Origin of the sequence: Aristophania vespae, assembly GCF_009906835.1 — a bacterium.
GTDB lineage: Bacteria > Pseudomonadota > Alphaproteobacteria > Acetobacterales > Acetobacteraceae > Aristophania > Aristophania vespae.
Genome location: NZ_CP047652.1, coordinates 1,770,803 through 1,796,361, shown reverse-complemented (window position 1 = coordinate 1,796,361; position 25,559 = coordinate 1,770,803). Strand labels below are relative to the sequence as shown.

At 44.6% G+C, this 25,559-nt stretch carries 20 protein-coding genes and 2 pseudogenes; 13 read left to right on the top strand and 9 right to left on the bottom strand.

Going from position 1 to position 25,559, the window contains the following annotated elements:
- Positions 1–69 precede the first annotated feature (69 nt).
- Positions 70–2,253 (top strand): heavy metal translocating P-type ATPase, encoded by a 2,184-nt coding sequence (locus tag GT348_RS08065; protein ID WP_160619260.1) that lies wholly within the window; start codon positions 70–72, stop codon positions 2,251–2,253.
- On the opposite strand, the gene GT348_RS08060 is transcribed toward GT348_RS08065, so the two are convergent.
- Complete coding sequence (locus tag GT348_RS08060) at positions 2,142–3,107, bottom strand: helix-turn-helix domain-containing protein (protein WP_160619259.1); 966 nt, start codon at positions 3,105–3,107, stop codon at positions 2,142–2,144. The genes GT348_RS08065 and GT348_RS08060 overlap by 112 nt on opposite strands.
- Before the next feature lie 118 nt (positions 3,108–3,225).
- Here GT348_RS08060 and GT348_RS08055 point away from each other — a divergent pair, with 118 nt between their 5' ends.
- Both GT348_RS08055 and aroE read left to right on the top strand, forming a co-directional pair.
- Positions 3,226–4,776: an FAD-dependent oxidoreductase gene (locus GT348_RS08055; protein ID WP_160619258.1), complete on the top strand. Its 1,551-nt coding sequence runs from the start codon at positions 3,226–3,228 to the stop codon at positions 4,774–4,776.
- Between the two features lie 38 nt (positions 4,777–4,814).
- Positions 4,815–5,663 carry a shikimate dehydrogenase gene (gene aroE, locus GT348_RS08050; RefSeq protein WP_160619257.1) on the top strand — a complete coding sequence of 283 codons (849 nt, stop codon included), beginning with the start codon at positions 4,815–4,817 and terminating at the stop codon, positions 5,661–5,663.
- 46 nt (positions 5,664–5,709) lie between these two features.
- On the opposite strand, the gene GT348_RS08045 is transcribed toward aroE, so the two are convergent.
- Positions 5,710–6,216 (bottom strand): alpha/beta fold hydrolase, encoded by a 507-nt coding sequence (locus tag GT348_RS08045; protein WP_160619256.1) that lies wholly within the window; start codon positions 6,214–6,216, stop codon positions 5,710–5,712.
- On the bottom strand, positions 6,207–6,497 hold the full coding sequence (locus GT348_RS08040; protein WP_160619255.1) for an alpha/beta fold hydrolase: 291 nt from the start codon (positions 6,495–6,497) through the stop codon (positions 6,207–6,209). Before GT348_RS08040 ends, GT348_RS08045 begins: the two co-directional genes overlap by 10 nt.
- A gap of 133 nt (positions 6,498–6,630) precedes the next feature.
- On the opposite strand from GT348_RS08040, the gene GT348_RS08035 reads away from it, so the two are divergent.
- Positions 6,631–7,713 carry a glycosyltransferase gene (locus tag GT348_RS08035; RefSeq protein ID WP_160619254.1) on the top strand — a complete coding sequence of 361 codons (1,083 nt, stop codon included), beginning with the start codon at positions 6,631–6,633 and terminating at the stop codon, positions 7,711–7,713.
- Here GT348_RS08035 and GT348_RS08030 read toward each other — a convergent pair whose 3' ends face one another.
- The gene (locus tag GT348_RS08030; protein WP_160619253.1) at positions 7,714–8,607 is read right to left on the bottom strand and encodes a glucosamine inositolphosphorylceramide transferase family protein; all 894 of its coding nucleotides are present in this window, start codon (positions 8,605–8,607) and stop codon (positions 7,714–7,716) included. It abuts the gene before it with no gap.
- 140 nt (positions 8,608–8,747) lie between these two features.
- Between GT348_RS08030 and GT348_RS09720 the strand changes: the two are divergent.
- The 5 genes and pseudogenes from GT348_RS09720 to GT348_RS08005 all read left to right on the top strand — a co-directional run bounded on the left by GT348_RS09720 (position 8,748) and on the right by GT348_RS08005 (position 14,049).
- A pseudogene (locus GT348_RS09720) lies at positions 8,748–10,543 on the top strand (chloride channel protein).
- Between the two features lie 81 nt (positions 10,544–10,624).
- A complete protein-coding gene (locus GT348_RS08020) occupies positions 10,625–11,092 on the top strand; it encodes a RidA family protein (protein WP_160619252.1) in 468 nt (155 codons plus the stop codon).
- Between the two features lie 40 nt (positions 11,093–11,132).
- On the top strand, positions 11,133–11,396 hold the full coding sequence (locus tag GT348_RS08015; protein ID WP_160619508.1) for a DUF3297 family protein: 264 nt from the start codon (positions 11,133–11,135) through the stop codon (positions 11,394–11,396).
- Positions 11,397–11,426: 30 nt separating this feature from the next.
- Positions 11,427–12,665 carry an NAD(P)/FAD-dependent oxidoreductase gene (locus GT348_RS08010; protein WP_160619251.1) on the top strand — a complete coding sequence of 413 codons (1,239 nt, stop codon included), beginning with the start codon at positions 11,427–11,429 and terminating at the stop codon, positions 12,663–12,665.
- A 79-nt stretch (positions 12,666–12,744) separates the two neighbouring features.
- Complete coding sequence (locus tag GT348_RS08005) at positions 12,745–14,049, top strand: Nramp family divalent metal transporter (protein WP_160619250.1); 1,305 nt, start codon at positions 12,745–12,747, stop codon at positions 14,047–14,049.
- A gap of 80 nt (positions 14,050–14,129) precedes the next feature.
- Here GT348_RS08005 and GT348_RS08000 read toward each other — a convergent pair.
- A pseudogene (locus tag GT348_RS08000) lies at positions 14,130–16,720 on the bottom strand (MMPL family transporter).
- Between the two features lie 110 nt (positions 16,721–16,830).
- Here GT348_RS08000 and GT348_RS07995 point away from each other — a divergent pair.
- Positions 16,831–17,430 (top strand): IMPACT family protein, encoded by a 600-nt coding sequence (locus tag GT348_RS07995; RefSeq protein WP_160619249.1) that lies wholly within the window; start codon positions 16,831–16,833, stop codon positions 17,428–17,430.
- Here GT348_RS07995 and radA read toward each other — a convergent pair.
- The 4 genes from radA to GT348_RS07975 all read right to left on the bottom strand — a co-directional run bounded on the left by radA (position 17,427) and on the right by GT348_RS07975 (position 21,792).
- Positions 17,427–18,857, bottom strand: coding sequence for a DNA repair protein RadA (gene radA, locus GT348_RS07990; RefSeq protein WP_160619248.1), 1,431 nt, complete (start codon positions 18,855–18,857; stop codon positions 17,427–17,429). The two genes, GT348_RS07995 and radA, sit on opposite strands and share 4 nt — an antisense overlap.
- 9 nt (positions 18,858–18,866) lie before the next feature.
- Positions 18,867–19,655 (bottom strand): ABC transporter ATP-binding protein, encoded by a 789-nt coding sequence (locus GT348_RS07985; RefSeq protein ID WP_160619247.1) that lies wholly within the window; start codon positions 19,653–19,655, stop codon positions 18,867–18,869.
- A gap of 26 nt (positions 19,656–19,681) precedes the next feature.
- Entirely contained in the window at positions 19,682–20,467 is a 786-nt protein-coding gene (locus GT348_RS07980) for an MlaE family ABC transporter permease (RefSeq protein WP_160619246.1), read from the bottom strand.
- An 86-nt stretch (positions 20,468–20,553) separates the two neighbouring features.
- Complete coding sequence (locus GT348_RS07975) at positions 20,554–21,792, bottom strand: hypothetical protein (protein WP_160619245.1); 1,239 nt, start codon at positions 21,790–21,792, stop codon at positions 20,554–20,556.
- A 234-nt stretch (positions 21,793–22,026) separates the two neighbouring features.
- On the opposite strand from GT348_RS07975, the gene GT348_RS07970 reads away from it, so the two are divergent.
- From GT348_RS07970 to cysC, 3 genes are all read left to right on the top strand, one after another.
- Positions 22,027–22,743: a phosphoadenylyl-sulfate reductase gene (locus GT348_RS07970; RefSeq protein ID WP_160619244.1), complete on the top strand. Its 717-nt coding sequence runs from the start codon at positions 22,027–22,029 to the stop codon at positions 22,741–22,743.
- Positions 22,744–22,809: 66 nt separating this feature from the next.
- Positions 22,810–23,604: a sulfate adenylyltransferase subunit CysD gene (gene cysD, locus GT348_RS07965; protein WP_160619507.1), complete on the top strand. Its 795-nt coding sequence runs from the start codon at positions 22,810–22,812 to the stop codon at positions 23,602–23,604.
- Between the two features lie 16 nt (positions 23,605–23,620).
- A complete protein-coding gene (cysC, locus tag GT348_RS07960) occupies positions 23,621–25,486 on the top strand; it encodes an adenylyl-sulfate kinase (protein WP_160619243.1) in 1,866 nt (621 codons plus the stop codon).
- The last annotated feature ends 73 nt before the right edge of the window (positions 25,487–25,559 follow it).

Here is a 25,559-nt window from a genome sequence, read left to right as displayed (position 1 = left end):
GGTAAGGCTTGATTTTATCTTTTAAGGGCTCATCTTTCCATTGAGATGAGTTAGCTTGAGGATAAAATTATGGCTGCCCCTTCCACAATGGATTTTACCATTGACGGCATGAGTTGCGCAGCATGTGCGCGGCGTTTAGAGCGTGTTCTAAATAACCTGGATCATGTTGAGGCAAGTGTTAATTTTGCTGCTTCGCAAGCGCAGATTCGAGCTCAAAAAGGTAAGTCACTTCCGAAAATAGAAGTGATTGTCAAAGCAATTAAGGATGCAGGGTTTGAGGGGCAGCCCTCTCAACAAATACGCCAGGAAGACATACAAAAACGATTTTCAGATCATTATCACGGGGTTGTAAGAGATTTTCTCATAGCCCTTTTTTGTACTTTACCATTAATGCTTATGATGTTGCCGGGGCTACATCATATTTTGCCACGTTGGAGCCAGTTTCTTTTGGCGTCTATCGTGCAGTTTTGGTGTGCCAGGCGCTTTTATCGTCAAGCCTGGGCTTCATTGCGCAATAAAGCGGCTAATATGGATGTTCTCGTGGTTCTGGGAACGTTAACAGCCTATATTTCTAGCGCTCTTATAATGTTTTTGGGTAGCTCCCAGTCAATTTATTTCGATACCAGTACAATGATTATAACACTCATTTTACTGGGGCGCCTACTTGAAATGCGTGCGCGTCATCAGGCGGGAGCAGGTATTGAAAGCCTTTTAAAACTTCAACCCAGAATAGCTCATAAAGAATATAATAACGAAGTTATAGAATGTTCTATCGATGATCTTCGGGTAGGAGATCATCTTATTGTAAGACCAGGCGAAGCCATACCAGTTGATGGAATTATTTTGTCTGGTGAGTCAGAAATTGATGAGTCTTTCCTTACAGGTGAAGCTTTTCCTGTTTTGAGAAAGAAAGATGATAAAATTTATGCAGCAACGCTTAATGGCAATGGTATTCTACGTTTCAGGGCGACGGAAATAGGGGCGCAAACAACTCTTTCTCGTATTACGAGGTTGGTTGAGCAGGCACAGGGATCCAAGGCTAATATTCAACGCTTGGCTGATCGGGTGTCTGCTATATTCGTGCCAGTTGTTCTGGCGATAGCTCTGATAACATTTATAGGTAACTGGATTTTATTATCTTCATTGTCACATGCCCTTATTAGGACAGTTTCTGTTCTGGTTGTGGCTTGCCCGTGTGCTCTAGGTTTGGCAACGCCAGCGGCTCTGATGGTCGGTACGGCGCGTGGGGCACGAGCTGGTATTTTATTTCGTGATGCGCAGGCTTTGGAGCGTTCGCGTCATATAACAACGATGGTTTTTGATAAAACGGGAACCCTGACACAAGGAAAACCAAGTTTAACTGATATTGTCACTATTGATGGTTCTGATAAAGAAACAATTTTATCTTTGTCCTATGCCTTGGAAAAGGATTCAGAGCACCCATTTGCCGAAGCTGTCAGACATGACGTAAAAGAGAAAAATATTTCGCCTGTGGAATTAGATAAAGTTCAGGCTGTGCCGGGAAAAGGTATAAAGGCCTTATCGAAGGCGGGCGAAACTATTCTTTTAGGAACGCCTTTATTTTTATCAGAACATAATATTGAACTACCAGAAAAAGACTTCAAAAAATTAGAGGAAAAGGCACAGTCTGTCGTTATTTTGGCAAAAAACAGTAAAGCCATTGGTTTTTTATGTTTCGAAGATGAGCTGCGTCCTGAGTCTCATTACGTTATAGAAACTTTATTAAAGTCTCACATTGAGCCTGTTATCCTTACAGGAGACCAGGATATAGTAGCACGATCAGTTGCTCAAAAGCTGGGTATCGAAAAAGTTTTTGCATCTATTCTGCCAGACCAGAAAGCGCGTGAGATTACGAGATTGCGTGATGAAAATCACATAGTGGCTATGGTTGGAGATGGCATTAACGATGCTCCGGCTCTTGCTGCCGCTCATTTGAGTTTTGCCATGGGTAGTGGTGCCGCTGCTGCCCTAGAAAGTGCTGATATTGTTTTAGTAAAAAATGGTTTAAATACGTTGCTTGATGCACTTTCTCTTTCAAAAGCAACATTGAGCCGTATTAAGCAAAATCTTTTCTTTGCTTTTATTTATAATGTGCTTTCTTTGCCTTTAGCTGCTTTTGGTTATCTAACGCCTGTTTTAGCTGCGTCTTTAATGGCGTTAAGTTCTGTTTCTGTGGTGTGTAATGCCTTATGGCTTAATCGCTGGTCGCCTCTTTCTGAACGTTCAGAATGATGAAATTGCGCACGATAATGTGAAGGTGGCATATTTTTTAGTAAGCGAAACTGCCTTGAAAAGTGAGCGGCATCACTAAAACCACATTTAAGGGCAATATGATTTAAGGGCAGATCAGTTTGTGAAAGGAGCTGGCATGATTTTTCCAAACGCAAATGGGCAATATATTGGCTGATAGACATGTGAGTACTGCGCTTAAAAATGCGTTGTATTTGGCTATCAGTGAGGTGAACTAATTTTGTCAGGGGAGCAAGACGGAGTGGAGCGTCATAATGATCGTGCAACCACGTTAAAATACGCTCCATCCTCAAGCGATCTTTAGCAATAACGTCATGTGATATACGCCCGGTGCTTAAAGGCATATAAGCGGAGGTTTGGCTGAGGCGCAAAAGAATTTTGAGAAAAGAAAAAAGCTGCTCTTCTGGTGGTAAGGCTCTAAGCTGGAGAAAATCATCACTCATGCTTGCAGCAAATTCTGGGCTAAAATGAAGGCCACGCCGTGCTTTTGCTAAAATTGACTGAATATTTTTTAGTTCAGGCATAAAGCTTAAAAGAGAATTGACCCATTCCTGAGAAAACCAACATACAATTGCATGGTGATGGTGCTGGTTAGCGTCAATGAGAGAACGTGAAAGCCAGGCATGAGGCAGGTTAGGCCCTATAAGTACAAGGTCATTCTGACCGTACGCTTCAACTGAATCACCTACAAAACGTAATCCTTCACTATTTAGTGTGTAAGTGAGTTCATATTGAGGGTGATAATGCCAGTTAAAAGAGAATTCTGGGAGCTGTCGATCAAAAAGAAGCCAGGATCTATCAGGAGGAATGGATAAATTTTCAAACCAGGGTTTCATAGGAACTGGTCCTGAAAAGATTTTGTAATGCGGCAATCATACAAGTATTTGCGGTTCTTGTGAATGGCATATTCCGGGCGAACTCTTAACTTTCTTTATACATAAAGGAGGATTAGTCATGAGTTCATTTAGTAGCGGGGGTATCAAGCCGGATATCGTCGTTATTGGTTCGGGTGTCGGTGGTGGTGGCGTTGCCTATCAGCTCGCTTCAACAGGCGCGCGCGTGCTTATTTTGGAACGGGGAGATTTTCTTCCCAAAGAAGCTCAAAATAGAGATGCTGAAGCGGTTTTTGTTCAAAACCGTTATCGCACAAAAGAAGAATGGCAACATGATAATGGAAAGCGTTTTAGGCCAGGTCATTATCACTTTGTAGGTGGGCATACGAAATTTTACGGAACGGCTATGTTCCGGTTTCGGGAAAGTGATTTTGAAGAAGCACGTTTTGAAGATGGTATTTCACCAGCATGGCCTATTTCATACCGTGATTTAGAGCCTTATTACGCTCAGGCAGAAGAGCTTTTTGGTGTACGTGGGCAGGCTGGAATAGATCCGACCGAACCCCCTCGTTCTGGTCCTTATCCACACCCTGCTATCCCTCATGAGCCAGTGATTGCACGAATGGCGGCAGGACTTGCGAAACAGGGTTTAAAGCCGTTTCATATGCCATCTGCTGTAGATTTTGGTGATGGCGGTAAATGTGAACGCTGCGGAACCTGTGATGCTTTTCCATGTTTTATAGGTGCCAAGGGTGATGCTGAAACAAGTTTGTTAAACCCTATTCTGAACCTGCCTAATGTGGCTTTGCAGACTAATACAAAGGTTTTACGCCTTATTACGGATAAAGAAGGCAAAAAGATCACCTCCATCGAAGTTGATCATAATGGCAAGCGTGAATTTATTGAGGCCCCACTTTTTGTATTAAGTGCGGGTGCCATTAATTCTGCTTTGATCTTACTGAGATCCCGGTCTGAGCAAAATCCAAACGGGGTCGCTAATCGTTCGGGGGTAGTGGGGCGTTATTTGATGAACCACCATCTTACTGGCCTCATAGGGGTACTGCCTTTTTCATTAAATGAAACGCATTTTCCTAAAACAATATCAGTAAATGATTATTATTATGGCCTTCCTGGAGACCCAACTGCACGTGGCAATGTGCAAATGTTGGGTAAAATTCAGGGCGCTATGATCCGGTCCATTCACAAGCGTTTCCCTGTGCCTATAGCCAATATGATAGGTAAACATACCGTAGACTGGCTCATTATGTCAGAAGATTTACCAAATGCTGAGAGTCAGGTCCGTTTTTCAAAGGAAGGGGAAATAGAGATTGCTTACCATCCGGGAGGGTGGTCAGGTCATGACCGGTTTGTAAAAGCCATGCGTCAAAAGATACGCAAACTCGGCTTTCCTATGGTTATGCGTCACAGTTTTGGAATTGAAGCGCCATCTCATCAATGTGGGACAGTGCGTATGGGCAATGATCCCGAAAGTTCAGCCTTGAATTCTTTTTGTCAGGCTCATGACCATCCTAATCTTTATGTGGTGGATGGTGGATTTTTTCCTTCCTCAGCAGGGTTAAATCCAGCCTTAACGATTGCTGCTCAGGCATTACGTGTGGGGGCACATCTTAAAGAAAAATGGCAGCAGGGGCTTCTGGATGCCCAGCTCTAACTGAATCTAGCAACCTAATTATCAAAAAGGAAAATATTATGGCTCATGATTTTTTACCGTCCCTAACAGGGTCTTTTGCCCAACCTGCTTCTGAAAATCCAACAGTGATGATGGTTGAAGCTGCCTATCGCCACCATAATTTGCATTGGCGCTATATTAATTGTGAGGTTAGCCCCGATAATTTAGCCAGCGCAGTCAAAGGTGCGTTGGCTATGGGATGGAAGGGATTTAACTGCTCTATTCCTCATAAAGTGAAAGTCATTGAATTTTTAGATGCTTTAGGTGAATCCGCCCAGATTATTGGTGCTGTCAATACAGTCGTAAACCGCGATGGGCGCTTAATTGGCGAAAATACGGATGGTAAGGGTTTTGTTCAGGCTCTTCGGAAAGTGGTTGATCCCAAAGGTAAGAATGTCGTGCTCTTGGGAGCAGGTGGCGCGGCACGTGCCGTTGCTGTTGAAATGGCGCTCGCTGGAGTAGAAAAAATAACAATCGTTAACCGCAATGTGCAGCGTGGTGAGGAATTAACTCAACTTGTTGCAGATAAAACTCCAGCAAAAGCAGATTTTATTGCTTGGGATAGTGTCCTGAAAGTTCCAGAAGAAACAGATATTCTTATTAATGCGACCTCTATAGGGCTTTATCCTAATGTAGATGCTATCCCTAATGTTGAAATGTCCACGCTTGAACCATCATTGATTGTTGCTGATGGCATCCCAAACCCTCCACAGACACGGTTCTTAAAAGAGGCCCGAGCAAAGGGATGCATAACTGTGGATGGTTTGGGCATGTTAGTGCAGCAAGGTGTACTGGCTATCCATTATTGGACAGGGGTTGATGTTGATCCCAATGTCATGCGGCAGGCTCTTCTTGATTTGGGATTATAACTTTTTTTCGATTCGTTTTTGCTTAAAAACCGGGTGTTCGGAGTCGTTATGACTCCGAATGGTTTTTCAAAAAATCAAGAACCAGGCTGTTAAATTCATCTGGTTTTTCAACATGAAGCCAGTGATTAGTGCCAGGTAGAGTTACAATATCAGCCTTGGGGAAAAGTTTGTGGATAAGTGGATGATGTTTCGGCTGAATGTAGGGGGATAACTCTCCGCGTAAAAATAACGTTGGGCCATTCCATTGGTGAGCAAAAAAAGAATCAGGCCAGTTTTCAATAATATTGAGGCTCTGGGTGATTTCTTTTAAGCCAATCGTCCAGTAAGCGGGATCTCCAGGATTGATATTTTGGCCAACCAGGTCAGCCATATCCTCTTTTCCCAAAACAGATACCAAAAACTGACGAATTTCTGTTCTGGTTTTAAGAGACGGTAATAAAAGAGAGCTTATAGTTTGTATGATTTCCTTACTGCCATGTAAGGCCTGGGCAGGAGATATATCTGCCACACAGAGTTTGTTCACACGCTCTGGCGCTGTGAGCGCTACGGCCATTGCGACCTTTCCCCCATTGAATGCCCTATCAATGATGCCTTTGAAATATTTAACTGGTCCATTGTTTCAAGTACATCTTTGGCCATCACATGGTAATCCAAGAGGCCATGGGGGCTGTCACCATGAGAGCGCAGATCAAAGGCGATCGTGTTGAAAAAAGGACTTAATGCGCGTTGTAACATTCCTAAATTGCGAGCACGCCCCAAAAGACCATGGAGCAAAATAACGGTCTTTTTTTGCTTGTCTTCTGGGTCAGCTTGCTTATGTATGGAAAGCCGCATTCGCCTAGTCCTTTAGTATCGTTAATGGTTGATAAATGATCAAAGAAGAATTAATCTTCGTTAAGGTTAACCTTTTATTCATAAAATCATTGCAGTTTTCACCGAATTTAATTTATAGGGACTACCGCTCAATATGAAAATTCATTATTTAGTGACTAGTTTTGATGGCGGTGGTGCGGAATTTGCCATGATTCCGATCCTGCGATTATTTAGACAGGCAGGTCACGAAATAGAGATAACAGCCTGTCAGGCTGGGGACATGTTAGCGGCACTGCGTTTGAAAGAAGCAGGTTTTTCCTACAATATCCTCTTTGAAAAACGTAAGTCAAAAGTCAGAACGATTTTGAAACTTATCAGTTTTTTAAGAAAATCAGGTAAGCCAGATATTATTGTTGTCTCTTTGACGAGAGCAACAATCGTTGGTCAAATTGCTGGTGCAATATTAAGATTACCTGTTATCAGCTGGAAGCATAGTGCCAGTCTGAAATTCTGTACTTTTTGGGGGCGCCATTTAAGTAAAGTCTGGCTGGCGGATTCTTATGCTGTCGGTAATTTTGTAAAAAATGTAATGAAGATTAGCCCTTCCAAAATTATGGTCTGGCCTCTTTTTTACAGCGAAGACAGAGAGATCATCCGTGCTCCATGGACAAAAAATCGTCCTTTAAAGATTGGTAGCGTAGGGCGGTTGGATAAAGTCAAAAATTATCCTCTATTTTTAGAGGGGTTGGCTCTTTTTATGAGAAAATACCCTGAATATGCTGATCAAATTACATTCTCCATTTTAGGAGAAGGGAGCGACCGCTCAAGAATAGAAGAGACTATTCAGCGCTTGGGACTTACTGATCACGTCCAGCTTTTAGGTTATTTTCCAGAGGTTTATTCTTATTTGGATACAATTGACCTCTACACTCAGCCCTCAATATATGAGGGAATGTGTTTAGCTGCGCATGAAGCTATTGCAACAGGGCTGCCTTTAATGGCCCGGCCCGTTGGAGAAATGAAAATAAGCCTTCAGAATGATGTTGGTTTTTCTCTTGGGGAAGATTTACCTCAGTCCGTATGTGAGACGTTAAAACGCATTTTTGATGATCCGTCTCTCATAGAGGAAAAAGGAAAAAAAGCCCTGGCTTATGCGAAAACCACATATAGCAAAAAAGCCTTTGATGATGCCGGCCATGCTGTTTTAGCGCGTATGCAAACTTTAATAAAATCCTGACTATTTCGAGTATCGGTAGCGCAAGTCAATAAGTGCACGGTGCAAGACGTTTTTTGCATAATATTTAGCATCCAGAAATGTGACATTGCCTGCTGCAGATAATGTGTGAATGCCGTTAGTAAAACGCTTAAAATGAGGTGGTGCTGTTATCTTGGTGTGGTTTTCAAACTTACTGTGAATTGTAAGTGGCAGAGATGTGCTAATGAACTGAATGTTACCGCCATAAGTGTTAAGGCAATTTTGAGTTGGCAAAAAAACTTTACCATCAAGGCATAATGGAGTGCCGCCCATACGGCTATTTCCCTTTCCTTTATTAAAAGGATAAGGGGCCAGCTCTTGCCATTGTCCTAAAAGATGATCTGCATAGGCAATGCGCAACTCACCAGTGCGGGCAAAAGAGGGGGATGGGGGAGCGTAAAAGAGCCACCATCTATCATCATAATATAGGGGCGTTGCATCAATTGCAGCGCAGGGAAAAGAAAATTCTGGCACTTTTTCCCATTCCCACGGAAAATTCTTGGCACGATAAAGGGTGAGTTTTCCTGATTTATATCCTTCGGGGAGCATGTAAATTTCCCCATTGTCTTCTATGATATAAGGGTAAGAAAGATGCCAGGGTTCTGAAAGAACCGTGCGTTGTTCGAGGACACGAAAATTTTTATCAAGACTAAAAGCTTTTATCTCACCCTTACGGGTGCGGTAATCATAATATTCAGCAAAGCAATAAAGTATATCTTCATGCCAAAATCCAAAAGGGTCAGCCAAAAAACGAAATGACCCGGCCTCTGGCAACCAATGAACGTGAAAAGATGAAAGTGACCCTTCTTTAAGGATGTCTGAGAGAGGAGCGTCTATAACGCCTATTTTCCAGATATCTGATTGGAATATACTCATGATAACTTATAACAAACCCTATAAAGCTATTTTAATAAATGGCGACGATAATAGGATCTTTTACTGATTTAAAGCCCAGATTTTGTTTTCTATTGTCACACTAAACGCTATCTTCATGCGTGATTAGAGACAAACGTTAAATGCGGGGGCAAGACGTTATGAACTTATTAACAGGCTGGTCACGCCGTAAGTCATATGCTCCGCTAGCTTTGCGTTTAGTGGTGAGACGAAGTGAGATAGGGCTTACCTTGCTAGCAGCTCTCATTGGGGCTTTAGGAGGGGTTGGCGTTGTCATTATAACGCGCCTGACTTTATTGGCTCATAGTGTCTTTTATAACCTTGATAATGGTGGTCGTTTGTCAGGGTTAAAGTCTCTTCCATTATGGCGCTGCCTTGTCGTTTTAGGTCTGGGTGGCTTGGTCATTGGTGTTTTCGGACTCTGGATTACCCAGGTCATGAAAAGAAATGCTGTTGATCCGATTGAGGCCAATGCTCTTCATGGTGGCAAAATGTCAGTGCGTGACAGTCTGATAGTTGTCATTCAGACCCTTATCTCAAACGGTGTAGGCGCTTCTATTGGATTAGAGGCAGGATTTACACAAATAGCCTCAGCCATTGGGTCACGCATAGGGCAGGCATTTCGTGTCAGGCGCCAAGATTTGCGCATGCTGGTAGGGGCAGGGGCCGCAGGAGCGATAGGGTCAGCATTCGATGCGCCCATTGCAGGGGCTTTTTATGCTTTCGAGCTTGTCATAGGGACTTATTCTATTTCTTCTCTTTGCCCTATAGCCGTGGCCTCTATTACGGGGCTTGGTGTAACCAGGCTTTTTGGGGGATTGCATAATGAGGTAAAAATTCCCCTCTTATCCTCCATGAAATGGCATGATAGCCTGGGGGTTGCTTGCTTAAGCATTATATGCGCTCTGATGGCTATCGTCATTATGTATGGCGTTACGCAAAGTGAAGGGCTTTTTAGGCGCATACCAGGGCCTGCTTGGTCAAAACCGTTATGGGGGGACTGATTGTAGGGCTAATAGCAGCCGGAAGTCCTTCAGTATTATCCTCGGGTCATGAGGCTATGCGCCTGGTGCTGGAAGGGCGATATCTTACCTCATTGTCATTATTATTGCTTATTGCGAAGGCAGTATCATCAAGTATCTCGATTGGCTCAGGCTTTCGGGGTGGGCTATTTTTTGCCTCACTTTACCTTGGCTCTTTGGCTGGTGTTGGGTTCGGTGCGATCCTGGCGCCTTATGATTTGGCACCAGTAAATGAAACGATGTGTGCTCTTATTGGCATGAGTGCTATGGCCGTGGCCGTTATTGGTGCTCCCATGACAATTATCTGTATGATCTTAGAGATGACGGGGCAGGTTTCAATCGGGGGAGCTGTTATTTTAGCGGCTGTCTTGTCCCTGCTCACGACAAGGCGCCTTTTTGGCTATAATTTTGCGACTTGGCGTTTTCACCTTCGGGGTGAGTCAATAAGATCACCTATTGATATTGGGTGCATACGGTCTTTGACTGTGCAGAGCCTAATGCGTGATCATATAAGAAGTTTACACCCTTCAGTAACAGTTTTGCAGGCTCAGGCGCTTTATCCTCTGGGGAGTGGGCATCGTATCATTCTAATTGATGAAGAAGGCCGTTATGGAGGGATGGTTTCGATTGTAGATTTACATTCCTGTCATGATGAAGAAAAAATGATTGGGGCATTAGCTGCATGGAAGAATGCAATGCTCACACCGCAAATGAATATTAAAGAAGCAGCAAAATTATTTATGAAGTTCGAAGCGGATGCCCTTGTTGTTGTGGAAGACTATATATCTTGCATAGCTGTGGGACAGCTTACTGAGTCATATACTTTAAGGCGGTACGCAGCAGAACTGGATCGATCACGTCGTGAGTTGGCAGGGGAAGACCGCCTTTCAGTTTAATTTTTGCTTAAAAAGACTTGTGAATAAATCCTGGGGGTGGCTAGTCTGTATTCTGGAAAAGACGGAACAGAGGATAAGAAAATGTCATCCAGCGCTGAGGGACGTATTGCCGAACTTGGTATAAGCTTGCCACAGGCTGCTGCACCCGTAGCCAATTATGTGCCAGTAGTACAGACAGGTAACTTATTAGTGGTCTCAGGGCAGCTTCCTTTTGAAAAAGGTGAGCTATTGGCTAAAGGTAAATTAGGTGAAAACGTGTCTGAAGAAGAAGGCATTGCGTGCGCAAGGGCCTGCTTTCTTAATATCGTAGCGCAGATCAAGGCTGCTCTTAATGGTGATCTCTCGCGTGTAAAGCGTATTGTGCGTTTAGGTGGATTTATTGCTTGTAGTGCAGATTTTGTAAATCATGCTCATATTATGAATGGCGCCTCTAATATGGCGGTGGATATTTTTGGAGAGGCCGGAAAACATGCCCGGGCTGCTGTCGGGGTGCCGAGTTTACCATTAAATGCACCTGTAGAGGTTGAAGCCATTTTCGAAGTCTCTTAATGCTGTGTCCTATTCACAGAGCAAAGGACAGTTTATAATCATGACCGATACACTTCCTGATCGTTTATCGATCTATCCAGATAGCCCTTATTTTAATGAGGAAATACTTAATCGCGGGATTGGTGTAAAATTCAAAGGTTCCGAGAAGACGAATGTCGAGGAATATTGTATTAGTGAGAACTGGATTCGCGTTGCAGTAGGTCGTACACTAGACCGTCACGGCCGCCCTATGACTCTAAAGCTGACCGGGTCAGTAGAAGTATGGTTTAAAGACAACGAAACTAGTGAAGATACAACAGCATAATTTTAGCTGAAGGCAGAAGGAAGACATGATATGACAGATACACAGTATGCAGAACGTTATTCTGTAGTCATTGTCGGCGGCGGAGCAGGTGGATTAAGCGTTGCAGCACGTTTGAGGCGGGCTAAACCTGAATTGACAATCGCTGTTATCGACCCTTCTGCCACTCATGCTTACCAGCCAGGCTGGACTTTGGTTGGTGCAGGTGTCATGCCCCTGGCATCTACACTTAAACAGCAAGGTGGCCTTATCCCACACGGCGTAACGTGGATTCGCGAACGCGTTCGTTCCATTCACCCTGAAGACATGACAGTTGCCCTAGATAATGGCGCTGTCATAGAATATCGTCGTTTGGTGGTGTGCCCAGGGATTCAGCTAAACTGGGATGCTATTGACGGGCTAAAAGAGACTTTAGGACGCAACGGCGTTACATCAAATTATGATCGTGATGGTGCAGCCTATACATGGGAGTGCGTCCGCAATCTCAATGGGGGCACGGCTATTTTTACCCAACCGCCCATGCCCATAAAATGTGCAGGCGCGCCTCAAAAAGCGGTTTATCTTTCATGCGATTATTGGCGGCGTGAAGGTGTTTTGCATCGTATTAAAGCCCAGTTCTGCCTGGCAGGAGATAAATTATTTGGCATTAATTACTATGTGCCATCATTGCAGAAAGTTGTAGATTATTACGGCATTGAGCTTCGCTTTAAAGAAAATCTCATTGCGATTGATGGTGAGAAAAAAGAAGCCACATTCCAAATTATTGGTACAGACCAAGTGATTGTCCGGCCTTTTGATATGATCCATGTCGTGCCGCCACAATCAGCCCCTGATTTTGTGCGTCAAAGCGTGCTGGCAAATGAAGCTGGCTGGTTAGATGTTGACTCAGCAACTTTACGTCATAATAAATTTGAGACAGTTTTTGGGCTGGGTGATGTGCTCGGCACAAGCAATGCGAAAACAGCCGCGGCGGTTCGTGAACAGGCTCCAGTCCTTGTCAAAAATCTTATAAGCTCTCTTGCAGGCGAACCATTAGAAGCAAGTTATGATGGCTATGGTGCGTGCCCCTTGACTGTTTCATATGGCAAAGTTGTATTAGCTGAGTTCCTTTACGGCGGAAAGGTTGTATCAAGCCTTCGTTATGATCAGCGCAAACCCAGTCGTATTGCCTGGAACTTTAAAGCAAAAATTTTCCCCAAACTTTACTGGTATGGCATGTTGCGTGGGATTGACCCTAAAGTAAGCCGTAAGCAAGTTAATACTGAGTCTTAAGGCCTTATTTTTAAATATGGTTTAACGTGGCTCCTCTTAACAGAGGAGCTTTTTTGTATGAAATGGGCTGTTATTTCTTATGGCTGAACGCATGCGCGATAATGATCGGCAAGACCCGTCTCTCGTTGCAATACCGGGGCAGAAGGCTTCTGTATTAAAGAGATTCCTGGCCTTTGTTGGGCCGGGTTATATGGTTGCTGTTGGCTATATGGATCCTGGAAATTGGGCGACCGACCTGCAGGGGGGCGCTCAATTTGGCTATGTTCTACTTTTCGTTATTTTATTATCTAATCTCATGGCGGTTTTATTACAGGTTTTAGCCGCGCGTTTAGGAATTGCGACGGGATATGATCTTGCACAGGCCTGCCGGGCCTGGTTACCACGATGGGTCAATATTCCTTTATGGTTAGCCTGCGAGCTTGCCATTATTGCTTGTGATTTGGCTGAAGTTATTGGTACGGCTGTAGCTCTAAATTTGCTTTTTGGTTTTTCCCTTCTGGTAGGGACGTGCATTTCAGTCATTGATGCTTTTTTGGTTTTATTACTAATGCGCTTTGGTTTTCGTGCGTTAGAGGCATTTGTTATTGTATTGCTGGCTATTATTGGTGTCTGTTTTGGTATTCAGCTCATTGCCTCTTCTCCCTCTATTGGTGCGGTTTTCAAAGGCTTTCTTCCTTCATCGCAAATCGTGATGAACCCAGAGATGCTCTATATTGCCATAGGGATCGTGGGGGCGACGGTCATGCCCCATAATCTTTATCTACATTCTTCCTTAGTACAGAGCCGCGCTTATAAACGTAATATAAAAGGCCGCCTGGAAGCCATAAAATGGGCCAGTTGGGATAGTACAATTGCCCTGACTTTTGCATTGGGCATTAATGCAGCCATATTAATCGTTTCTGCGGCTGCCTTTCATGGCACCGAGCATCAAGATGTCGCAGAGATTAGCGACGCATGGCGCTTATTGTCACCTGTTTTAGGGTTTGGGCTTGCATCAACTCTTTTTGCCATTGCGCTTTTGGCAGCAGGGACAAACTCTACTGTTACAGGAACATTAGCGGGCCAAATTATAATGGAAGGGTTTTTGCATTTACGGTTCCCTTACTGGGTGCGTAGAATCATAACGCGCGGCTTAGCTATTATTCCTGTTATCTTTTTCATTATGTATTACGGGCAGGGAAAAATAGGGTCGCTTTTGGTCTTTAGTCAGATTATTTTATCTATGCAGCTGCCTTTTGCCGTTATTCCACTGGTCATTTTTGTTTCAAGTAAAAAGAAAATGAAAAACTTTGTCCTGTCGCCTTTTTGGGTCGGGGTTTCTTGGTTAGTGGCCTGCTTGATTGTCGTTCTAAATGCCAAGCTTTTCATCGATATGGTGGTGTAAAAAGACATATGGCAGGCAGATTTCCTGCCTGCCATATTCTTTTAAGAAAATGCTCACCAATGGCAGCAAGCATAATGACCCTATTTTTCGTCTATTTTGCGTTTTGGCAAAAGGGCAGGAATAAAAAACAGGGTGCATAATAGGGTGCAACCTAAAGATAGCAATAACAGCCTTCCCATACTTGCCGTTCCTGGGTGAGCAGATGCCGCTAGAGAGCCAAAAGCTGAGGCTGTTGTCAGGGCTGAGAAAATGACAGCTCGTGCTGTAGGTGAGGTAAGAGGGTATTTTAACCCGGCACGCCAATTCATGACGAAATAGATGTTAAATGATACGCCAACCCCGAGTAACAGGGGAAGCGCGATAATATTGGCGTAGTTAAGGGGTTCTGGCACTAATATGACGAGAATGACCGTTAATAAAGAGGATAAAATCAGCGGTAGAACCACTAAAAAACTATCCATAACCTGCCGGAGTGCAACCAGAAGGATAATAGCAATTGCAACGATGGCACAAAGGGCAGCCTGAATAAAAGCATGGGTAATCGTTTTGGCACTTTCTGTAATTTCTAGAGCAGGGCCAGCGATATCAGGGTTGATCGTTACAAGCTCACTTACAAATTTATGTAATATGGCAGGATCAGACATTTGCCCCTTAGGGTGAACGACCAGACGATAGCGCCCGTCAGGAGAGACATATTCCTGTTTAATATCTTCAGGGATATTTTCAAACGTCACCGGAGTTGGACGCAGAACTTCCTTAAGCTGGTTTAATTGAAGCGGCAGAAACTGCGTGAGCGCCTCATTAGCGGCCAGAATTGTACTATCAGGGGCTTTGCTTAAACGCTGAAGGGCTTCCTTTAGCCTTTTCATCGCAGGGGTGAGCTTTTGAGGATCGACTTCATTAAAGCCTTGTACAGTCTCCAAAGCTGCCTTGCGAAGGGCCTGCGCATCAGGAGTTGGGGCGGACACATTAAGATTTAGACTTGGCAGTAAAAGATCTGCGGCATCCTCAATCATGGCAAGTTTTTCTTGCTGGTCATCAGGAACAAGAGCACCGAGCCATAACACATCATGCACGCTTGGTAGCTTTGATAAAGCGTCAGCTTGTTGGGTTGCGATATCTTTATTTTTGACAACCAGCTGAGCATTGTAAAATGTCGTTAAAGGATTGGCCTCTAAGAGCTTTAAGGCGCGCATACCCTCTGTATTTGGGTTTTTAGTATGAAGAGGGTCGGAATCAAAATGTAATTGCGTTGTAAATCCAAGCCCGATGGCCCCAGCTATGCCAAAAAGACCAATGACGATAAAGCGATGCTTACGCAAACCCTGATCGATTGGTTTAAGGAAATTAAAGCCACGATTTTGCGCTGAGGAATGTGCACGGAATACAACTAAAAGTGAAGGTAAGAGCGTTAATGTGCAGAAAAACGCGATTAACATTCCGACACCGGCAATAAGCCCCAGTTGGGCGACGCCGACGAAATGAGTAGGCGTAAAGGCCATAAAGCCGGCAGCAGTTGCTAACGCAGCAACAAAGATTTGTGGCCCGCTTTCTGCACCTGTGCGTGTTATAGCCTCTGTGCGGGAAAGAGTTTCGCCATTTTCGCCATGCTGACAGCGAAAACGCACGCCATATTGAATGCCAAAATCAACCGCAATGCCGACAAATAAAATAGCAAATGCAACGGAAATCAGATTAAGCGTACCAACACTCAGTGCTGCAAAGCCTGTTGTTAAAATCAGGCCAAAAATAAGAGTGATGAGAATAGGCACAATGACACGGATCGATCTCACTGCAAGAATGAGCCATAAAGTCACAAGGGCTAATGAGAGGATAAGGCCAAAGACCATACCCTGAGCAACAGTTGAGAATTCTTCGTCATTAAGTTTAGCTTCGCCTGTAATCAGAGCTGAAGCGCGGCCACTATGAATGGTTGGAAGATTATTGAGCGCATTGCGCATTGCCGTGGTGGCCGCTTCAGAAGGCTCAAAAGATGCAAAATCACGCTTGGGGTGTGTGAGGACAAAATAATAATCCCCCCCATAGCTGTTAAGTCGCCTGCTAATAAGTTTTGCCATGATAGAGGCTCAGCATGGCCGCGAGAGGCTTTATCGAGTGTGTTGGCAAAGCTATCGAGTGTCTTGCCAAAAGTTTCAGGGATTTTTTGATCAGATTTGAGACTTAAACTGAGCAGGTTAAAGCTTTTGAATAAACCAACAAGTGAAGGGTCAGCCGCCAACATTCCTAAAAAGGGCTGGGCTGATATTGTAGAGTCTAATAACCTGTCTAACTGTGGTTTTTCTAAAAATAATAAAGCATGCTGAGTGTAAAAGGGGTTGGCCGCTGGTTCGCTGACACTTGTAAAATGTTCTTTGTCTTTTTGTAGCTCTTCAGTGAGGGCATGAGCCGTTGCCTGCCCCTCTTCAGGTGTTGCTGCTTTTATAATGGCAACGAGTGTATCTTTCTCACCTGGGAAAAGGCGTTCAATCTCATGATTGTGGTGCTTCCAGGGAAGGCTATCTGAAAAAAGCTTATCAGTTTCGGTGGTGATGCCAAGGCGGTTATAGCTCAACCATCCTGCGCCGACAGAAAGAAGGATGAACAAGGACACGACCAAATAAGCATGGCATGCACAAAAATGATTTAAACCACGAGTCAGTCTGGAGAGCATATCAATCCCTTAAGTCAGCATGAAGCTTTTGTTCTTCTTAAAAGCCATTGGAGCTGTGTGCAATTATTTAGATGCTGGCAAGAACTTACTTCTTTAAGTAAGAGAGTTTCATGACGTGGACAATAGACGGCCTAGCCGAGCATGAATCGGTTATAAAACATAGTGTTTTTCGTACGCGTGCAGTGAGTGTGGATGATGAAAAATCAGCCCTTACTTTTTTGGATGAGGTAGCCGATCCAGATGCTACCCATAATTGCTGGGCTTTTAAAATAGGGGGTCGTTTTCGCGTTAGCGATGATGGCGAGCCCTCAGGTACAGCCGGGCGCCCTATTCTTTCAGCTATAGAAGGCCAAGATTTTGACCATGTCATGGTGGTCGTAACGCGCTGGTTTGGAGGGATAAAACTTGGTGCCGGAGGCTTGGTTCGCGCTTATGGTGGGGCTGCTGCTGCCTGTTTGCGCGAGGCTGAGAAAATTGAGCGTATCGAACGAATTATGCTCAGTTTTCATTGCCCTTTTTCTATTTATGCAGAGATAGAAGCCAAATTACCACAGTGGCAGGTCGAAATCAGATCTTGCACTTTTGATGCAGAAGGGGCTGCTTTGTTACTGGCTTTGCCCCTTATTTATAAAGATGACATTGCAAATTGGTTGCGTGATATGACACGAGGCCAAAAACCACTGACATTTTTAGAAGAAGAAAATTTTTAGGTCTCTTTTTGAGTAGAGGTCGGAGCGCCGGGAGTCGCTGCGGAGAAACGCGCCACCAAATCACTCAAATGCCCAATCTCTTGCAATGAAAGTCCTTTTGGAGGGCGCGGGCGTGCATTCACTGCGCTGACATGGCGGGGAAGATAAGCATGCTGAAAGCCAAGTTTTGCCATTTCTTTAAGCCTGAGTTCAGTTTGACTGACCTGGCGAAGTTCACCTGAAAGGCCAATTTCACCAAAATAAGCGGCTTCCGAAGCTGTTGGCTGGCCCGTAGCGGCTGAAATGAGGGCGGCAGCAACGGCGAGGTCAGCTGCTGGTTCGTTAATTTTAATGCCACCTGTAATATTCAGATAAACATCCATATTGTTTAATTTCACGCCGCATCGTGATTCTAACACGGCTAAAATCATACTCAGGCGCGCATTATCCCAGCCAATAACGGACCTTCTAGCAGCACCATCGCCTGCCTTTGTGGAAAGAAGCACTTGAATTTCCATTAAAACCGGGCGTGTGCCTTCTAATCCGGCAAAAACGGCTGAACCCGCAATATTGCCACGTCTCTCTGCTAAAAATAGGGCTGAGGGATTAAGTACTTCTTTGAGGCCAGAATCCGTCATGGCAAACACACCTATTTCATCGGTAGCGCCAAAACGGTTTTTTGCAGCACGTAAAATACGAAACTGGTGGCCGCGATCTCCTTCAAAATAAAGAACGGCATCAACCATATGCTCTAAAACGCGTGGTCCGGCCAGAGCACCTTCTTTTGTAACATGACCAATGAGAACAAGTGAGAAGCCAAGCGTTTTGGCCAAACGAATAAGCTCAAAAGCACAGGCCCTTACCTGTGAGACAGAACCCGGCGCACTTTCAATATTTTCGAGCCACATAGTTTGGATAGAATCAATCACAACAACTTTGTGAATGCGCTTTTCTTCGAGTGTTGCAGCGATATCAGCAACATTGATGGAGGCAGCCAGGTCTAACGTATTTAGTTCGTTGGGTTTTGTATCAAGCCCTAAACGTTGGGCACGTAAACGAATTTGATCAATGGCTTCTTCGCCTGAAACATATAGAACCTCATGTTGAGATTTTGCCAGTGCACAGGTAGCCTGAAGCATAAGGGTTGACTTGCCAATGCCGGGGTCTCCTCCAACCAGAACAACAGAACCAGGGACAAAACCACCGCCAAGGACACGGTTAAATTCTGAAATGCCACTATTAATGCGTTCTGGTGGCGTGGTTTTGCCATCCAGGCGGACTGTTGTCAGACCATTAGCCTTTGTTGGTGCTGTACGGCGGGGACTGGCTTCTATTTTTTCTTCTTCAAGCGTATTCCACTCGCCACAACTTTCACATTTGCCTTGCCATTTTGAATAAGTGGCATGGCAGTTTTGGCAGATAAAGCGTGTGACGGGTTTTTTGGCCATGATATTTTCTTAAAGTGTAGGATGAGTCTCTACGTTTATAGGACCTTCTTTACGCCCATGTGTGAACTGGTCGACAATATCATTATTTGAGTGCAGCAAATCTTGTGCAAGCCCTTGCCAGATCAGTTTGCCCTTATAGAGCATAGCTGCCTGGTTACCGATACGCTGAGCAGAAGCCATATCATGAGTGATGGCAATAGCAGTTGAGCCGAGTTTTTTGACACAATCGACAATAAGCCCATCAATAATGGCGCCCATAATCGGATCTAAGCCCGTTGTAGGCTCATCAAAAAATAAAATATCTGGTTGTCCAGCTATAGCGCGTGCAAGTCCCACGCGTTTTTGCATACCGCCAGATAATTCTGAAGGGCTCAAGGCAGCTACACTCTCATCAAGACCGACCTGAGAGAGAAGCCTCAGGGCCTCTTGCTTGAGTTTGTGCCTATCACGTCGGGGATGGAGTGAAGATTTTGCTTTTAGACCAAATAAGATATTGTCAAAGACTGTCATACTGTCAAATAGAGCTGCATTTTGGAATAACATCCCAATTTTGCGTCTCAATTCTTCTTGTCTCATTGGTGATGCACGAAGAATATCTTCTCCATCAATTTCTATGGTACCTTCGTCAGGGAGAATGATCCCTAAAATACAGCGCAATAAGACAGATTTACCGCTTCCTGAGCCACCAATAATGACCATTGATGTGCCGGCTTGCACATCTAAATCGATCCCATCAAGTACCACTTTAGGACCAAAAGATTTTTTAAGGCCACGAATGCGGATACGTGGAGTGGTCATTGTAAAATACCTAATAGTGGAAAGGATTAAATTGTGAAAAAGAGATCGGTGAGGATATAATCAAAGAGTAAAAGTAAAATAGACGTGCTGACAACTGTTGCCGTTGCTGCGGAGCCAACACCCTCTGCTCCACCACGACTTTTGTAACCATGGTAACAGCCAAGTAAAGCAATAAGAAACCCAAAGGTGGCAGCTTTAACCAACCCTATGAACACATCAGAAGATTTAATGGCTGTCATGGTGGCATTTATATAAGTTTCTGGTTCCAGGCCAAGCTTAACGACAGAAACAGTAAATCCACCAAATATTCCCAAAATATCTGCAATGAGCACCAGAACTGGCAAAGCAAGGGTTGCTGCTAAAAGCCGTGGTGTAACGAGATATTTTATGGGGTTAGTGGAAAGAGTTGAGAGAGCATCAATTTGATTTGTGACACGCATAGTACCAATTTGTGCTGAGAGAGCAGCACCTACCCGGCCAGCCACCATTAACCCCGCTAATACTGGCCCTAATTCACGTGTAATAGAGAGCACAACAATACTCGCAATGGCATTTTGAGCGTGATATTGCCGAAATCCGGTATATGATTGCAGCGCGATAACAGCACCCGCAAAAATTGCTGTCAGTGCAACAACGGGCAAAGATAAAAAGCCAATTTCCACTAAGGTGCGTGCAAAAGTCCCAAAATAAAAAGGCGGTCTTATCAACCCCATGAGAGCTTTGAGTCCAAAAAGCGCGACGGAACCTGCCTGTTTAATCCCAGAAAGAATAAAACGACCAAGGGCAATAAAAGGTAGGAGGGCAAGAGTCACGCTTTAGTCCCTAGTTATTTAAGAAGTATCATGTGCTTTATAGCTTATGATCTAAATTATACCAAAAATATCCTTCTAAATTATCTCTATGGTAGGGGTTTTAAACTGTCAGTTTTATTGTCTTCGGTAGCGGGCATTACTGAAGTAGTATCAGCTGTTGTTTCTGAAGCTGCTTCTGAAGTGGTAGATTGCTCCTCTTGTGTTTGCTCGGTGTCAGAAGAAGGGGCTACAGATTCGTCTTCACTTTTCTTTTTCTCGGTGGGAATAATTGATATGGATGGCGCCGGTACACTCGTTTCACTGTCCTTGTCGGAAGAAGGAGCGGGGGTAGGTTGTTGTGCTGTACTTGCTGGCTGAGGCGTAACAGGCTGGGCATCTACGGGCTGCGAAGCTGGAATGTTAATTGGCGCAGAATTATTATTTGAAGCTGGAGTTTCTGGCGTTGGCGTTGGTGATTGCGTTTTAGGTTCAGTCTGTGCGGGAGGCTGAGGTCCTGTTTGTTGTTGCGTAGTTACAGGAGCACTTTCCAATGTATGTAATTGTTCGATCGTTCCTGTTCCCGTTGGGAAAAGGGCCCCTCTAATTGGTCCTAACGCGACTTTGCTCGTATTTTGAGCTGTGACAACAGCTTTACCAATAAGGGCAGAAATATGAGATGTTGCTTGATCAGTTAAAGTAAGGGTTGCTGTGTCGATCTGACCAGAACCAACCTGTAAGTTACTGGCTCCACTCAATTTTGCTGAAAGCGCGGTGAGGGCTACCCGACCAATATGAAGCTGAGACCTATCAGAGGCAACGATCTGGGCCGCGCGATTGAGATTTTGAATTGCAATCTGTGTGTCGCCACTTGCAGAGAGATCAAGTGATTGCACAGTTTCAGCCGTAAGGGAGGCGTCATTAAGGCTAGTCTCCAAAGAGGCCAGGCTTCCTTCAATAATAACTCTGGCATCATGGCTATCATGAAGCGTCAAGGTCGTATTTGGAGATAGATGCATATGCAAAGACGAACCCTTATTGCAGCCGCGCAGTGCTAGGGCTACCCGATTCTCTGTTCCATCTTTGCCGCGTACCACTTCTGGAGATGCGCCATTGACTTCGTCAATTGTAACACTGTTTTTCAGTTTGGGTGTTACTGAAAGCAATACCATGGCACAGGGTACACTAAGGTCGAGCTCTTCACCTGGGAGAATTGTATGAACAGGTGTATCTGCTAATGCAGCTTGAGAGCTTCCCAGCAAAAGGAGGGCAGCCCAAAGATTGTGGCGCCGTTTTGCCTGACAACGCTTTAAAGACCCAAAGAAAAGCGACATCAAACGCCCTTTCACATGAAGACTCCTACTATAGAGGGAGTAATAAAAACTAATAAAGCAACTTAGAAGGCTGGAGCTGGTTTTAAAAGGGAATTTTAAAAAACTTCGCTCTAATAATCTGCGGTTTTAATCTGTCCTTTTAGAATAAATAAACTAAATTGAATAGTTATAAATAATAAATTACATTGTAATATGTGAAAATAAGGTCTAGATCTGTACTAAGTACTATGGTGAGAAGGAATCACGAGTATGGCGCTAACAGGTGAAGAGCTTGGAATATTGAGGCAACTCGGTGAAGGTGAAACACCTCAGAAAACAGCGTCTTTGGTCCTCAGTAAAGTAGCGGCACAATTTGCGGGGCGTGTTGCTCTTATTTCTTCTTTTGGAGCTGAATCAGCGGTACTTTTGGCACTTCTTGCGCAAAATGATCCGCAAATACCTGTCTATTTTTTAGATACAAAGCGTCATTTTCCCGAAACATTATTATATCGCGATCAGCTTGTACAATTTTTAGGTCTCAAAAATTTGCGCATTTTATCGCCTTCAGACGAGGCTTTAAAGGATCGTGACCCTCAAGATCAATTAGCCGGTTTTGATCCTGATGCTTGTTGTGCATTACGTAAAGTTGAGCCGCTAGAAGTAGTGCTTCCTGAATTTGATCTCTGGCTTACGGGACGCAAGAGAATGCAGTCTCTTACACGCGCGGCCCTGCCCGTCATCGAACCGCAAAAAGATGGCACGGTAAAAATTAATCCGCTAGCTCAGTGGCAGCAGGCAGATATTACGCATTTTATGCGTGAAAAGGGTCTTCCACAGCATCCTTTAGTCGCAAAAGGTTATCTCTCTATTGGCTGTGTACCGTGCACACGGCCTGTCAAAGAGGGTGAGGACAGTCGTGCCGGCCGTTGGGCGGGTAAGGTTAAAATGGAATGTGGCATTCATCGGCCAGTGCCCAGGCAAGCATAATTAACGCCGCAAAATAGGCTATCTTAGGAGAGGCAATTCGTCATGAGTCTAGTACAACCCCGTATTATGGATGGGCTGGACCAATTAGAGGCCCAGAGTATTTTTATCCTGCGTGAAGCTTATCGTAAATTAAAGCCAATGGCACTTTTATGGTCGTTGGGCAAAGATAGTAACGTTATGGTTTGGCTTGCCCGCAAAGCATTTATGGGGCGTGTACCCTTTCCTGTAATGCATGTTGATACTGGCAAGAAATTTCCCGAAATGTACGAATTTCGGAGTGAATATACTAAAAAATGGAATCTTGAACTGCTTTTAGGTGATTGCCCCCCTGTGGAAGACATGGATCCTTCTCTTCCTCCTGCGGCACGATCTGCAGCACGCAAAACAGCTGGGTTAGCGGCTCTTATCGAAAAGCATCAGCTTCGTGGTGTTGTGGCAGGTATCAGACGTGATGAGCAAGCAACGAGAGCTAAAGAACGTGTCTTTAGCCCTCGCGGTGCGGGTCATCGCTGGGATGTTCGTAATCAGCCGCCAGAATTTTGGGATCAATATGCAACGCCCTATGAAGAAGGAATGCATGTTCGGGTTCATCCGCTCTTATCATGGCGGGAAATTGATATTTGGCGCTATATTGAACGTGAAAATATACCCCTGGTTGATCTTTATTTTTCTAAAAATGGCAGACGTTATCGCTCTTTAGGGGACCAGGATATAACCAGCCCTATAGAAAGCACCGCCTCAACTGTAGCTGAAGTGATTGCAGAGCTTGAAAATAGCCGCACCTCTGAACGGGCAGGGCGCGCTATGGATCATGAATCTGAAGATGCTTTTGAGCGTCTTCGCGTAGCTGGCTATCTTTAAGGACAGGGGGAAAATCATGTCTTCTACATTGTCTCATACCCTTGCTGTCAGTACGCCAATTGTTATTGTTGGTCATGTTGATCATGGGAAATCTACCCTCATTGGGCGTTTACTCTATGATACAGACAGCTTACCCGATGGACGTGTTACGCAAATTATAGAAAGTAGCCGTAAGCGTGGCTTGACCATTGAGTGGAGCTTTTTGCTTGATTCCTTACAAATTGAGCGCGATCAGGGTGTAACCGTAGATTCAACACGTATTCCATTTCGTATAAAGCAGCGTGAATATGTTATTGTTGATGCTCCCGGTCATCGTCAGTTTTTACGTAATATGATTACAGGCGCTGCTGACGCAGAAGCAGCCGTATTAGTCGTTGATGCTATGGAAGGTGTGCGTGAGCAAACACGCCGTCATGCCATGCTATTGCGTCTTATTGGTATTCGTCATGTTATTGTGCTCCTCAATAAAGCCGATAGACTTCATTTTGAAGAAGCACCTCTTAGGCAGGTTGAGGCTGATATTCGTCAGCTTCTAGGCCGGTTAGAATTAAATGTTAAAGATGTAATTCCCGCTTCTGCACGTGATGGCGATAATATTGCGACGCGCTCAGAGCAGGCTGCATGGTATAACGGCCCTACTTTATTAGAAGTATTGGAAGATGTACCCCCTCCAGCGCCACGTTTAGCCTTGCCTTTCCGCATGCCTGTACAGGACGTGTATCGTTTTGATGATAAACGATATGTTGCAGGTCGCATCGAGCGGGGTACTGTCCGTGAGGGAGACCGCCTTGTTATTGGGGCACAAGGGCAGGAAGCATTAGTTGTTGAAGTCGCACGCTGGCATGCTCCCCATTATCCGGTTGCGGGGGCCGGGGAGTCTATTGCTCTGAGATTAGAGCCTGATTTGGTGCCTGATCGCGGGGATTTGCTTTTCCCTGCAGGGGATGAGGCGGCGGCACCCTTGTGCTCAGCCCGTATAAAGACACGGCTCTTTTGGCTACGTAGCGAACCTTTACGGGTAGGGGAGTCTTTTCGCCTGCGCTTATCTACAGCTGAGCATGATGTAACCATAGCCTCTATTGATGCTGTGGTGGATTTAGATGATCTTTCTCTAAATCCAGGTGATGAAGTACCAGCCGATGGTTTTGCAGAAATTACACTGGCCGCGTCACATAATGTGCTTTTTGACCCCTTTGCTCCTGGCATGAGTGATGGGCGTGGTGTTTTAGTCGATAGTCACCAACGTATTGTTGGTGGTGCGCCGCTTATTGGTGTTGCAGATCTTGCAGAAGGGCAGCAGGCCATTCATCCGACCGCAAGCCGTGTGACACAGGAAAAACGTGCCCAAATGCGTGGCCATAAAGCGGGTATTTTCTGGATGACTGGTTTACCAGGGTCGGGGAAAAGCACAATTGCTCGTGCTGCTGAAGAAGAGTTAAATCAGAGAGGTTATTCAGCTATTGTATTAGATGGTGATAGCCTGCGTGTAGGTCTCTGTAGTGACCTTGGTTTTTCGGCTCAGGACAGACGGGAAAATATTCGTCGCACGGCGCATGTAGCAAAAATTCTGGCTGAAGCCGGTCATATTGTTATTGTAGCACTCGTATCTCCAATGCAAGAAGATCGTGCGATGGCGAAAAAGATTATTGGCACAGAGTGGCACGAGGTCTTTATCAATACACCCCAAAATATTTGTGAAAAGCGCGATCCTAAAGGGCTTTATGTAAAAGCGCGTGAAGGCGCTATTGCAGCGTTTACGGGTGTCTCATCACCTTATGAACCGCCTTTAAATGCAGATATCACTCTCTCTACCGAGCAGGCTATAGCCTCTTCAGTAAAAGAGTTAATGACGGCCATTATGCAGCCATTAGGTATCTATTAGAGAAGTAGAGTTATTTAAAAGAGCGTTTTATGACGCTCTTTTAAATGCTTTAATTTTAATACCCACATGGCCA